Raw genomic sequence first — 12540 nt, 5'->3', positions numbered from 1 at the left:
TGCCCCGATCCGACACCGGCCGCTGCCGCTCCGCCATGGCGGGCGGCCGCGCTGGTCGGCAGGCGCCGCGGGGCAGGGCGGGCAGCGCCGGCACCGGCCGCGGTCGGCGGGCGAGCCGGTGAGCGGCTCGGACCTCGACGAATTCCTGCGACAGCGGCCGCGGCTCTTCGCGCTCGCCTACCGCATGCTCGGCAGCGCGAGCGAGGCCGAGGACGCGGTGCAGGAGACCTACCTGCGCTGGGCCGCCGCCGAGACCGCCGAGATCCGCTCGGCGGAGGCCTGGCTGACCACCGTTACGGTGAACCTCTGCCGCTCCTGGCTGGTCTCGGCCCGCGCCAGGCGGGAGAGCTATGTCGGTCCCTGGCTGCCGGAGCCGGTGCCGACCCCGGACACCGATCTCGGCCCGCTGGAGACGGCGCAGCAGCGCGAACTGGTCTCGCTCGCCCTGCTCGCCGCGCTGGAGCGGCTGAACCCGGTGGAGCGCGCGGTCTTCGTGCTGCGCGCGGCCTTCGGCTACCCGCACCGCGAGATCGCCGCCATGCTCGAGCTCTCCGAGGCGAACTCGCAGCAGCTCTACTCGCGCGCGAGCGTCCGGGTGCGCGAGGGCCGCGGTCGCTTCGAGGTCTCGGCGGAGCGGGCCCGCGAGCTGCTGGAGCGCTTCCTGGCCGCGGCGGGGGACGGCGACGTGGCGGGGCTGCGCGCGCTGCTCGCCGCCGACGTGGTCGCCACCTCGGACGGCGGCGGCGTGGTGAGCGCGGCCCGGCGCCCGGTCGTCGGCGCGGACAAGGTCTCGGCCTTCCTGCTCGGTCTGGTCAGGAAGGCGCCCGCGGGCTTCACCCTGGAGGCCGCCGAGGTCAATGGCGCGGCCGGGTTGCTGGCCCGGGTGGACGGCGCGGTCTACGTGGTCGTTGTCCCGGAGTTCGGCGACTTCCCGGACGGCCCGCGGCTGGTCGCGCTCTCGTTCGTGCTGAACCCGGCGAAGCTCGGCCGCTTCCGGTGACCGGCTGCACAGCGGGGAGCTGTCGGCGATCCGCCCGCCGTCTCTGATCGTCAACCAATGGTTGACGGGCAGGCCCCGTCAACCTATGGTTGACGCATGACGAACATCCGACTCGACGACCTGATCGACGGCATCAAGAAGGCCCGCCCCGACGACGTCCTGGAACAGCTCTCCGACGCCGTGGTGACCGCGGGGACGCTCGGCGAGGTGGCCGACCACCTGATCGGCCACTTCGTCGACCAGGCTCGCCGCTCCGGCGCCTCGTGGACCGATATCGGCGCCAGCATGGGCGTCAGCAAGCAGGCCGCGCAGAAGCGCTTCGTGCCGAAGGGCCCGGACGCCGGTCTCGACCCGGCCGCGGGTTTCGGCCGTTTCACCCCGCGCGCCCGCAGCGCTGTCACCGCCTCGCAGGAGGCGGCGCGCAACTCCGGCCACACCGTGATCGGGCTGCCGCACCTGGTGCTCGGGCTGCTCACCCAGCCGGAGGGGCTGGCGGCGAAGGAGATCGAGACCCAGGGGGTCACCCTGGACGCGGTCGCCGCGGCCGCCGCCGCCGCGCTGCCCGAGCCGACCGGCGAGCCGGTCCCGCCGCTCATCCCCTTCGACGCCGACGCCAAGAAGGCGCTGGAGCTCACCTTCCGCGAGGCGGTCCGGCTCGGCCACAACTACGTCGGTACCGAGCACGTGCTGCTCGCGCTGCTGGAGCAGGAGAACGGCACCGGCGTGCTCAGCGGCCTCGGACTGGAGAAGGCGCGGGTGGAGGCGCACCTGGTCGAGATCCTGGCCGGGCTGGCAGGCGGCTAGCCGGGGACGTTGCGCTCCAGCTCGTCCAGCCAGGCCGTCGCCACCGCGTCGCTCGGCGCCCGCCAGTCGCCGCGCGGCGAGAGCGAGCCGCCGGAGCCGACCTTCGGCGCGTTCGGCAGCGTGGAGCGCTTGAACTGGCTGGTCTGCACGAAGCGGCGCAGGAAGAGCCGCAGCCAGTGCTTGATGGTGGCCAGGTCGTACTCGTTGCGCTGGTCCTCCGGGATCAGGTCGGGCCAGCGCCCGCGCGTCCGGTCCGACCACGCCGCCTGCGCCAGGTAGGCGATCCGGCTCGGCCGGTAGCCGAAGCGCAGCAGCTGGTAGAGGTGCAGATCCTGGAGTTCGTAGGGGCCGACCGTGGCCTCGGAGCTCTGGCCGGGCGCGTCGTCGCCGTCGGCCGATGGCACCAGCTCCGGCGAGATCTCGGTGGCCAGGATGGAGGTCAGCGCCGCGTTCGCCTCGGCCCCGAACTCCCCGGTCGCCGCCGCCCAGGCGATGAGGTACCGGATCAGCGTCTTCGGTACCGAGGCGTTCACGCTGTAGTGCGCCATGTGGTCGCCGACGCCGAAGGTGCACCAGCCCTGGGCCAGCTCGCTCAGGTCGCCGGTGCCGACCACCAGCGCGTCGTGCATGTTCGCCAGCCGGAACAGGTGCGAGGTGCGCTCGCCCGCCTGCACGTTCTCGTAGGTGACGTCGTACTGCGGCGCCCCGTCCGCGGCGGGGTGCCCCAGGTCGCGCAGCATCTGCTCGGCCGACGGCCGGATATCGATCTCGTTCGCGGTGACGCCGAGCGCCGCCATCAGCCGGTGCGCGTCGGTCTTGGTCCTGGTGCTGGTGGCGAAGCCGGGCATGGTGTAGGCGAGCACATTGGTGCGCGGCAGCCCGAGCCGGTCCATGGTCCTGGCCGCGACGATCAGCGCCTGCGTCGAATCGAGCCCGCCGGAGACCCCGATCACCAGCCGCTGTGCGCCCGCCGCCCGCATCCGGGTGCTCAGCCCCTCGACCTGGATGTGGTGCACCTCGGCGCAGCGCTCGTTGCGCGCGGCCGGGTCGGCGGGGACGTAGGGGAAGCGCGGGATCTCCCGGCGCAGCTGGATCGCGCCGCCCGGCACCGGCAGGGTGACGGGAACCCTCCGGAACCGGCCGAGCCGCTCCCGGTGGTCGTGCACATTGTCGGCGAAGCTGGTGGTGCGCACCCGGTCCGCGGCCAGCCGCTGCAGGTCCAGGTCGGCGGTGACCAGCCGGGGGTGGTCGGCGAACCGCTCGCCCTCGGCCAGCAGGTCGCCGTTCTCGCAGACCAGCGCCTGCCCGTCCCAGGCCATGTCGGTGGTGGACTCGCCGGTGCCGGCCGCCGAGTACAGGTAGGCGGCCAGGTAGCGCGCCGAGTGCCCGGTGCAGAGCGCGCGCCGGTAGTCGGCCTTGCCGACGACGATATTGCTGGCCGAGAGGTTCACCAGCACGGTGGCGCCTGCCAGCGCGGCGAAGCCGCTCGGCGGCAGCGGCACCCAGCCGTCCTCGCAGATCTCCAGGTGGAAGGTGAAGCCGTCGACATTCGTCGGGAAGAGCAGGTCGGCGCCGAAGGGAACGGTCTGCCCGGCGATCTCCACGGTATCGGCGAGCACCTCGCGGGCCGCCGCGAACTGCCGCTTCTCGTAGAACTCGCGGTAGTTCGGCAGGTAGCTCTTCGGCACCGCGCCGAGCACGGCGCCATCCGCGATCACGATGCCGCAGTTGAACAGCCTGCCCTGGGCCCGCAGCGGCGCCCCGACCACGAGCACGGTGGCGATCTCGCGGCTGGCCTCGACGATGTCGGCCAGCGCCTGCCGCACCGCCAGGTCGAGCGCGTCCTGGTGGAACAGGTCGTCGGCGGTGTAGCTGGAGAGGCCGAGCTCGGGGAAGACGGTCAGCACCGTCCCGTCCGCGGCGGCCTCGCGGGCCAGCTCGATGGTGCGCGCGGCATTGAAGGCGGGGTCGGCCACCCGCAGGGTCGGTACCGCGACGGCCACCCGCGCGAAACCGTGCCGGTACAGCGAGTCGAACGGCAGCGTCATGGCGTCCATCTTTCCCGGCGCCGTCACGGCCTGCCCGCCAGACCCCCGCCCCAGCGCGGCCAGCGCGCCGCGGGCGGCGGCTCGGGCACCAGCGAATCCCTGGCGACGTCGGTGACGTACAGCGGCAGCTCGGGCTCCAGCCGGGCCAGCAGGTCGAGCAGGTCGCGACCGCGCGCGGTCCGATACTCGGCCGTGGTCAACCCGACGATCTGCAGGAACATCAGCCCGCCGACGGTGCCGAGCTCCGGGTCGGGCACGAACCCCGCCGCGCGCAGCGCCGAGCCGTCGCCGCCGAGCGGCACCGCCGATTTCACCGCGTCGCCCGGCTCGAACCATTCGCCGGACTGGAACACGAACCGACTCAGGTTCTGCAGGAAATCCACCGGCCACTGCGGGGGCTCGGTGCTGTCCGCGGTGTTCAGCGTCCGCATGGTGAACTCGAAGCGCTGCCCGTGCTCGAAGAGATCGGAGAGGCCGTGCGTCACGTAGTGCCAGTGCGGCATCGGGGCGGTTCTGCGGTATGCCGAGATGCCGTCCAGCGGCTCGGTACCCCCCGTCGACCAGGGGTTATCGCCCGCCCAGTACACCGGCACCGTGTCGGCGTAGAGCCGCGCGAGTGCCCCGGTGACGTCGGGACGGCCGGGTGTTTCACTCACCTCGCCACTGTAGGCGGACCCGCGGTACCGGCCCGCCGCGGCGGCGAACCGGCATTCCGGCCGCGGCCGGATAAGATATAGCAATGGCGGATGAACCGGATTCCGACCTGGTGGCGGGGGAGCGGCGAGCGGATCTGGTCCGCGCGCTGACGTTCGTGTCCACCGAATCCGGCCCGGACGGCGAGTACATCGTCAACGGCGACCTGCCACCCGAGGTCGCCCCGCCCTTCATCCGGGCGATCATGCGGGTGGAGGCCGAGCTGCTGCTGCACGACGCGGAGCTGGTCACCACGGAGAACGAGGAGCCGCGCGATCCGGATCAGCGCCGGGTGGACGCCTTCGTCGCGCTGCTGCTGCGCATCGACGACCGGCAGTGGATCCCCGACTACCCAGGCTGGACCGGTTGACCTTGCACTCGGCATGCTCGAGTGCTAGAAATGGCTTTGGCACTCACCACAGGCGAGTGCCAGGTCGGGACGGTGAGACCGGGTACCTCGACACCCTCGGTCGTCCGTCGCGGGCACCGAACCTGGCCAGCGTAAATGGGGCGACCCGACATGGGATCGTCCTGTGTGTCAGCCATCCACATGGAGGATCTCAACGCAATGGCCAAGACAATTGCGTACGACGAAGAGGCCCGTCGCGGTCTCGAGCGTGGCCTCAACAGCCTCGCCGACGCGGTCAAGGTGACGCTGGGCCCCAAGGGTCGCAACGTCGTTCTGGAGAAGAAGTGGGGCGCCCCCACGATCACCAACGATGGTGTCTCCATCGCCAAGGAGATCGAGCTCGAGGACCCGTACGAGAAGATCGGCGCCGAGCTGGTCAAGGAAGTCGCCAAGAAGACGGACGACGTCGCGGGTGACGGCACCACCACCGCTACCGTCCTGGCCCAGGCGCTGGTGCGCGAGGGGCTGCGCAACGTCGCGGCCGGCGCGAACCCGCTCGGCCTGAAGCGCGGCATCGAGAAGGCCGTCGAGGCCGTCACCGCCAAGCTGCTCGACACCGCCAAGGAGGTCGAGACCAAGGAGCAGATCGCCGCCACCGCCGGTATCTCGGCAGGCGACGCGTCCATCGGTGAGCTCATCGCCGAGGCCATGGACAAGGTCGGCAAGGAAGGCGTCATCACCGTCGAGGAGAGCAACACCTTCGGGCTCCAGCTGGAGCTCACCGAGGGCATGCGCTTCGACAAGGGCTACATCTCCGGGTACTTCGTGACCGACCCCGAGCGTCAGGAAGCGGTCCTCGAGGATCCGTACCTGCTGCTGGTCGGCTCCAAGGTCTCCACCGTGAAGGACCTGCTCCCGCTGCTGGAGAAGGTCATCCAGGCGGGCAAGCCGCTGCTGATCATCGCCGAGGACGTCGAGGGCGAGGCCCTGTCGACCCTGGTCGTGAACAAGATCCGCGGCACCTTCAAGTCGGTCGCCGTGAAGGCCCCCGGCTTCGGCGACCGCCGCAAGGCGCAGCTCGCCGACATCGCCATCCTGACCGGTGGCGAGGTCGTCAGCGAAGAGGTCGGGCTCTCCCTGGAGACCGCGGGCATCGAGCTGCTCGGCCAGGCCCGCAAGGTCGTGGTGACCAAGGACGAGACCACCATCGTCGAGGGCGCCGGTGACGCCGAGGCGATCAAGGGCCGGGTCGCGCAGATCCGCACCGAGATCGAGAACTCGGACTCCGACTACGACCGCGAGAAGCTGCAGGAGCGGCTGGCCAAGCTGGCAGGCGGCGTCGCGGTGATCAAGGCGGGCGCGGCCACCGAGGTCGAGCTCAAGGAGCGCAAGCACCGCATCGAGGATGCCGTCCGCAACGCGAAGGCCGCCGTCGAGGAGGGCATCGTCGCCGGTGGCGGCGTCGCCCTGCTGCAGGCCGCCCCCGCGCTGGAGGCGCTCTCCCTGACCGGTGACGAGGCCACCGGCGCGAACATCGTCCGCGTCGCGCTCTCGGCTCCGCTGAAGCAGATCGCCTTCAACGCCGGCCTCGAGCCCGGCGTCGTCGCGGAGAAGGTCTCGAACCTCCCCGCGGGCCACGGCCTGAACGCCGACTCGGGCGAGTACGAGGACCTGCTGGCCGCCGGCGTCGCCGACCCGGTCAAGGTCACCCGCTCGGCGCTGCAGAACGCGGCCTCCATCGCGGCCCTGTTCCTCACCACCGAGGCCGTCGTCGCCGACAAGCCGGAGAAGGCCGCGGCTCCCGCCGGCGACCCGACCGGTGGCATGGGCGGCATGGACTTCTGAGTCCGCCTGTCTCACACCGGAAGCCGGTCCACCCCTCGGGGCGGGCCGGCTTCCGGTGTTTCGACCGGTCGCCCGACGGTCCGGCCATTCAGCAGGATTGCTGCTGAAAAGCGGAGGCATCCGCGACAATGCCGACGATATCGACGTGCTCGGGCCGCCAGCCGAGTTCCCGTCGTGCGAATTCAGATGAGGCGAAGAGGACGGCGCGATCGCCGGGCCGTCGGGGAGCCATCTCGATCTCGAAGTCGAGGCGGGTGACCTCGCGGACAGCGTCGAGAACCTGCCGATTGGAGAGCCGCGGCTATTGCCGAGATTGGCAATACACCTGAGCTCGCACCCGGGCTGCAGCCTTCGGTGCCTTACCACGCGATCAGGCGAGCCTATTGCGGGCACCATTGCCACGGGTCGATGGTGGACACACCGGCGGCTTCGAACGGCGCCAGGTCGCGGGTCGCTACCGGGAAGCCGGCGGTGGCCGCGGTGGCGGCGATCATGCCGTCGGCAATGGCGATAGCGCGCCCGGCGTTGCGAGCCCGTGCCATCAGCCGGGCGTATCGTTCGGTAACGGCCAGGTCGTAGGGCAGTATGCGCCCGGCGAACGCGGGCACGGTGTGATTCTCGAGCCAATCGCTGTACGCCTCGCGCCGGCGTCCCGCAGGCATCGTCGCGATGCCGTACCGAAGTTCACCGATGGTGACGGCCGACAGGTACAGGGTCTCGGCCGCTTGCTCGTCCAGCCACGCCGTGACCTGCTCATTCGGGGTCTTGACGGTGAGTTCGCTGATGACGTTGGTGTCGAGGACGATCACCTGTCGAGTACCGTCGGCTCGTGCGGGATCGTGTCGCGGCCGAAGTAGACGGCCCGTTCGTCCTCGGTGAGCCGGTTCTCGTCGCTGACCGCGCCGGTGAGCAGCGTTCCGAGTTTGACCCGCTCGGGCGGTTTCACCGCCTCGGTGAGGATGGCGCGCATCTCGGCCTCGACGCTGCGCTCGTTGCCCGCCGCGCGCTGGCGGATGGCGCGATGTACTTCGTCGCTCAGGTTACGGATCGTCACATTCCTCATGCGTCTTGCCTTTCCCGCGCCCAGTGATATCACCAGTGTGTCACTTGCTATCATCGATGGCAATCGTGTCGTAGGCGCTATCGCGTTGCTGAGTCGGTTGTGGCGAGGTCGCGTGGTGTGGTGCCGCCGCAGTTGATGTCGGAGCGGGCGCTCACCCCCCGAGCACGAAGGCGACCAGGAAGCCCGCCGCGGTGGCGAGCCCGACCCACCACCCGCCCTCCCGGTACGCCTCCGGCATGAGCGAGTCGGCGAGCACCGCGATGGTGGCGCCGCCGGCGAAGGCCTGGACGGTGCTGATGCTGGTGGCGGAGAGGTTGTCGGAGAGCAGGTTTCCGGCCACCGTCACCGCGACCAGGACGATGCCGGTCGCGGTCCAGAGCAGCAGGGCGCGGCGCGGCGGGAAGTTCCTGTCCCGGCGCAGCAGCGCGGACCCGCTGATCGCCTCCGGGACATTGCCGACCGCGATCGCGACGAGCAGCACCAGCCCCCCGGACTCGGTGAGCGTCACCCCCAGCGCGGTGTTCTCCGGCACCCCGTCCAGCACGGTGCCGAGCACGAGCGCCCAGCCGACGGCGCTCGCCCCGAGCTTCGTCTCCAGCAGGCGGTTGGCCCCCACGTACAGCCCGGCGCCCGCGAAGAGCGCGAGCCCGGCGACGGTCACCCCGGCCTGAGCGAAAGCGGGGCCGAAGAGTTCCTCGGAGACCGCGGCGATCATGGTGCCCGCGCCGAACGCCATGAGCGTCGCGAGTACCTGTTTCGGCAACGACCAGCGCAGCCCGACGAATGCGCCGAGCACCAACGGCACGGCGGTGCCGAGGCCGAAGAGCAGTGCGGTTCCCATCCGCTCAGCCTAGGGAGCCGGACGTATTTCGCCGCGCTCCCATTCCCGCCCGCCGAACACCGCTCGGTGATTACCGCGCATGCTTCCGAAAAAAATCTAAGAAACTCCGCCAAAATCCGCCCCGAAATTCCGGGCCGGTGCGTAACCTCGGATCGGCAAACGCCTGGTACCCACGCTGTTCGGGAGGCACATGGATTAGCAGTCACACTGCCAACTTCCGGCTAACGCGCGGTTCGCCGGAGGTTCGGGGGAAGGGCCTGATCCATGACGAGGGGATCGGGCCCTTCTGTATTGTCTGCGGCGATGTCACAGGATGCGAATACGGGGCGAATGTATGCCGGGCAGCCCGTCGAGGACCGGCAACGTCAACGGCGTGCGCGTTTTCTGGAATCGGGCCTGACGGTATTCGCCCGGGACGGGTACGCCAACAGTTCGGTGGGGGCGATCTGTAAGGACGCCGGGCTCTCCTCGCGGCAGTTCTACGAGGAGTTCAGCGGCCGCGAGTCGCTGCTGTTGGAACTTTACGAACAAATCGACCGCGAGTGCCGCGATTCGGTCGCCAAAGCGCTTGCGGTGACCGGGGACGCGAGCGCGCTGGTGCGCATCGACGCCGCCACCCGCGCCTACATCGAATCGGTCGGCACCGACCCGCGCCGGGCCAGGGTGGCGCTGGTCGAGGTGGTCGGCGCCGGGCCGAAGGTGGAGAAGTTCCGGCTGGAGCTGCGCCGGGTCTGGGGCGCCATGCTGGCCGAGGCGGTGGAGTCGGCGGCCGGCCACGGCGAGGTCCCGGCGGGGGACTACGACATGCGCGTGCTCGCGGTGATCGGCGCGGTGAACTACGTGGTCGACGCCTGGAGCGGCGCCGACCCGCGCCCCCCGCTGGACGAGGTCATCGCGGTGCTGAGCCGGGTGATCCTCGGAGCCGTCCGCGCCTGAGCAGCGCGGTAGCGTGCGGCGCATGGAGACCGTTCCGATCCAGATGCCCGACGGGTCCACCGTCCCGGTGCGGCTGCTCGGCGCCTCCGGCACGCACCGGCACCCGGTGACGCCGGACGCCCCGCGCCCCGCGGTGGTGATCGTGCCCGGCCTCGGCGTCCCCGGCGGTTACTACGAGACCGTCGCCCGCGACCTCGCCGCGCGCGGATTCGACACCGCCATCGGCGAATTGCGCGGCAACGGCGACAGCCGCCCCGAGCCGGACGCGAACAGCGGCTACGGCTACCACGAGCTGGTCTCGGTGGATTTCCCCGCCATTTTCCAGGTGGTCCGCAACCGCTTCCCGCAGAGCACCCCGTACCTGCTCGGGCACAGCCTCGGCGGCCAGCTCTCGGTGCTCTACGCCGCGCGGGTCAGGGGCAGGCTCGGCGGGCTCGTCCTGGTCGCCTCCGGCACCCCCTATCACCGCGGCTTTCGCGGCCTCTCCGGCCCCGGAATGCTGCTCGGAACCGCCGCGGTCGCGCTCACCGCGGGCGTCGCCGGGTACTGGCCGGGCGATCGGATCGGCGGCCCGGCCGGGTTCGGCAGGCAGTCCAAGGTGCTGATCTCGGACTGGGCCCGGCTCGCCCGCACCGGCCGTTTCGTGCCGATGGGCGCGGACATCGACTACGAGGAGCGGATCGGCAGGCTGAAGCTTCCGGTCCTCTCCATCACCATGACCGGCGACGAGATCGCCCCCGCCTCCTCGGCCGCGCACCTGCTGCGCAAGCTGCCCGCGGCCGAGGTGACCACCTGGACCCAGCCGGAGCGGCTCGGCCACAACGGCTGGATCCGGGAGTGCGGCAGCACCGTCGACCGGGTCGAGAAGTGGCTGCGCGACCGGTGATTCAGCCCCGGCCGGGGCTCTCGCCGTCGCGCAGCATGCGGCCGAAGAACTCCCAGAGCAGCGCGGCCTGGAAGGCCGACTGCTTGTTGTCGGCCGCGCCGCCGTGCCCGCCCTCGATGTTCTCGTGGTACCAGACCGGGTGGCCCTGCGACTCCAGCAGCGCGGCCATCTTGCGCGCGTGCCCGGGGTGCACCCGGTCGTCCCTGGTGGAGGAGGTGAGCAGGATCGGCGGGTAGGCGCGGTCCGGGTCGGTGTTCTGGTAGGGCGAGTAGCGGCCGAGGAACTCCCACTCCGCGGGGTCGTCCGGGTCGCCGTACTCCGCCATCCAGGAGGCGCCGGCCAGCAGCAGGTGGTACCGCTTCATGTCGAGCAGCGGCACCCGGCAGACGATGGCGCCGAACAGCTCCGGGTACCGGGTGAGCATGACCCCCATGAGCAGCCCGCCATTGCTGCCGCCGACCGCGCCGAGCTGGTCGGCGGTGGTGATGCCGCGGCGCACCAGATCCCGGGCCACCGCCGCGAAATCCTCGTACACCTTGTGCCGGTTCGCCTTCAGTACCGAGGTGTGCCACTCCGGGCCGTACTCGCCGCCGCCGCGGATATTGGTGACCACCCAGGTGCCGCCCTGCTCCAGCCAGCTCATGCCGGAGCTGGCGGCGTAGGCGGGGGTGTTGGAGGACTCGAAACCGCCGTACCCGTACATGACGGTCGGGCCCGGCGTGCCGCGGCGGTCGCGGTGCCGGATCACGAAGTAGGGCACCGCCGTTCCGTCGTCCGAGGTGGCGAAGAATTGCTCGGTCTCGATGCCGGTGGCGTCGAAGAACGCGGGCTCGCGCGCCAGCTCGCGCGTCTCGCCGCCCACCGAGCTCGCGAGCAGCGTCGTCGGCGTGGTGAAACCACTGGTGGCGAGCATGAAGTCGTCGCCGGACTCCAGCCGGTCCAGATTCAGGATGCCGGTGGTCGACATGGGCGGGGTGTCGGCCAGCGGCCTGCGCTGCCAGCCCTCCGGGCCGGGGGTGAGCACCTGCAGCTCGGTGCGCACGTCGTGCAGCGTCACCAGCAGCAGGTGGTGCTCGGTCCAGCCGTAGGTGTGCAGCGCGGTGCGCGGGTCGGGGGCGAAGAGCACCTCGAACTGGCGGCCGCCCGCCAGGAAGGCCGGGAAGTCGGCGACCAGTAGCGAGCCCGCCGGGAACTCGGTATCGGCGGGCCGCCACGGTGATTTGAGCCGGACCAGCAGCCAGTCCCGGTACCAGGAGACGTCGGCGTCGGTGGGCAGCTCCAGCCGGGTCAGGGTGCCGTCCGGGCCGAGCAGCGACACCTCCTCGTGGTAGAAGTCGGTAGCCCTGGCGACGTAGTGCCGCTCGAAGCCGGGGGTGCGGTCGTACCCGGCCGAGACCGCGACGTCCGCCGCCGCGCCCTCGAACACCGTGACCGCCGCCGCCACCGGGGTGCCGCGCCGCCACCGCCTGACGACCCGCGGGTAGCCGGAGTCGGTGAGCGAGCCGGGGCCGAAGTCGGTGCCGACGTAGACGGTGTCCCGGTCGATCCAGCTCAGCCTGGACTTCGCCTCCGGCAGGAAGAAGCCGCCGTCGGCGGGGTCGAGGAAGCGCCTGCTCTCCAGGTCGAACTCGCGCACCACCTTGGCGTCCGCGCCGCCGCGGGACAGGCTGATCAGCGCGCGGCTCTGCTCCGGGCGCAATACCACCGCGCCGCCCCACACCCAGTTCTCGTCCTCGTCGGCCGCGACCGCGTCCAGGTCGATCAGCACGTCCCAGTCCGGCGCGCCGCCCGCGTACTCGTCGAAGGTGGTGCGCCGCCAGAGCCCGCGCGGATGCCCGGCATCCCGCCAGTAGTTGTACAGCCACCGGCCGCGCCGATTCGGAAACGCGATCTTGGTGTCGGTGTCCAGCATGTCCAGGATCCGGCGCTGCAGCCCGTGGAACCGGTCCGAGGAGGCGAAACGCTCGACCGTGACCTCGTTGCGGGCGCGCGCCCAATCCAGCACCGGCTCGGCGGTTACCTCCTCCAGCCACAGGTGGGGGTCGCTTGCACTGGGGTCAACGCTGCCGGTCATC

12 protein-coding genes are annotated in these 12540 nt (G+C 71.1%); 6 read left to right on the top strand and 6 right to left on the bottom strand.

What is annotated here, in order from left to right:
- The first annotated feature begins 118 nt into the window (after positions 1-118).
- Together NH2_RS15030 and NH2_RS15025 are read left to right on the top strand one after the other, a co-directional pair.
- Entirely contained in the window at positions 119-1000 is an 882-nt protein-coding gene (locus NH2_RS15030; protein WP_067653909.1) for an RNA polymerase sigma-70 factor, read from the top strand.
- Between the two features lie 96 nt (positions 1001-1096).
- Positions 1097-1804 carry a Clp protease N-terminal domain-containing protein gene (locus NH2_RS15025; protein WP_067653907.1) on the top strand — a complete coding sequence of 236 codons (708 nt, stop codon included), beginning with the start codon at positions 1097-1099 and terminating at the stop codon, positions 1802-1804.
- Here NH2_RS15025 and NH2_RS15020 read toward each other — a convergent pair.
- Positions 1801-3852 carry an NAD(+) synthase gene (locus tag NH2_RS15020; protein ID WP_067654171.1) on the bottom strand — a complete coding sequence of 684 codons (2052 nt, stop codon included), beginning with the start codon at positions 3850-3852 and terminating at the stop codon, positions 1801-1803. The two genes, NH2_RS15025 and NH2_RS15020, sit on opposite strands and share 4 nt — an antisense overlap.
- Positions 3853-3875: 23 nt before the next feature.
- A complete protein-coding gene (locus tag NH2_RS15015) occupies positions 3876-4508 on the bottom strand; it encodes a suppressor of fused domain protein (RefSeq protein WP_067653905.1) in 633 nt (210 codons plus the stop codon).
- Between the two features lie 83 nt (positions 4509-4591).
- Here NH2_RS15015 and NH2_RS15010 point away from each other — a divergent pair, with 83 nt between their 5' ends.
- Both NH2_RS15010 and groL read left to right on the top strand, forming a co-directional pair.
- Positions 4592-4915, top strand: coding sequence for a hypothetical protein (locus NH2_RS15010; protein ID WP_067653904.1), 324 nt, complete (start codon positions 4592-4594; stop codon positions 4913-4915).
- 198 nt (positions 4916-5113) lie between these two features.
- Positions 5114-6739 (top strand): chaperonin GroEL, encoded by a 1626-nt coding sequence (groL, locus tag NH2_RS15005; protein WP_067653902.1) that lies wholly within the window; start codon positions 5114-5116, stop codon positions 6737-6739.
- Positions 6740-7119: 380 nt separating this feature from the next.
- Here groL and NH2_RS15000 read toward each other — a convergent pair whose 3' ends face one another.
- The 3 genes from NH2_RS15000 to NH2_RS14990 form a co-directional block, all read right to left on the bottom strand.
- On the bottom strand, positions 7120-7548 hold the full coding sequence (locus NH2_RS15000; RefSeq protein ID WP_067653901.1) for a type II toxin-antitoxin system VapC family toxin: 429 nt from the start codon (positions 7546-7548) through the stop codon (positions 7120-7122).
- Entirely contained in the window at positions 7545-7793 is a 249-nt protein-coding gene (locus tag NH2_RS14995) for a FitA-like ribbon-helix-helix domain-containing protein (protein WP_218021709.1), read from the bottom strand. Before NH2_RS14995 ends, NH2_RS15000 begins: the two co-directional genes overlap by 4 nt.
- A gap of 160 nt (positions 7794-7953) precedes the next feature.
- Complete coding sequence (locus NH2_RS14990) at positions 7954-8643, bottom strand: ZIP family metal transporter (protein ID WP_067653898.1); 690 nt, start codon at positions 8641-8643, stop codon at positions 7954-7956.
- Positions 8644-8946: 303 nt separating this feature from the next.
- Between NH2_RS14990 and NH2_RS14985 the strand changes: the two genes are divergently transcribed.
- Together NH2_RS14985 and NH2_RS14980 are read left to right on the top strand one after the other, a co-directional pair.
- Entirely contained in the window at positions 8947-9579 is a 633-nt protein-coding gene (locus NH2_RS14985; RefSeq protein ID WP_369690047.1) for a TetR/AcrR family transcriptional regulator, read from the top strand.
- A 22-nt stretch (positions 9580-9601) separates the two neighbouring features.
- Entirely contained in the window at positions 9602-10465 is an 864-nt protein-coding gene (locus NH2_RS14980; RefSeq protein ID WP_067653889.1) for an alpha/beta hydrolase family protein, read from the top strand.
- A 1-nt stretch (position 10466) separates the two neighbouring features.
- Here the strand turns inward: NH2_RS14980 and NH2_RS14975 are convergent, their stop codons facing one another.
- A complete protein-coding gene (locus tag NH2_RS14975) occupies positions 10467-12539 on the bottom strand; it encodes a prolyl oligopeptidase family serine peptidase (RefSeq protein ID WP_067654169.1) in 2073 nt (690 codons plus the stop codon).
- Between the last annotated feature and the right edge of the window lies 1 nt (position 12540).

The organism is Nocardia harenae NBRC 108248 (genome assembly GCF_001612885.1).
Taxonomy (GTDB): Bacteria; Actinomycetota; Actinomycetes; order Mycobacteriales; family Mycobacteriaceae; genus Nocardia; species Nocardia harenae.
The sequence above is the reverse complement of the archived record's forward strand: the minus strand, read 5'-3'. Positions and strand labels throughout refer to the sequence as shown.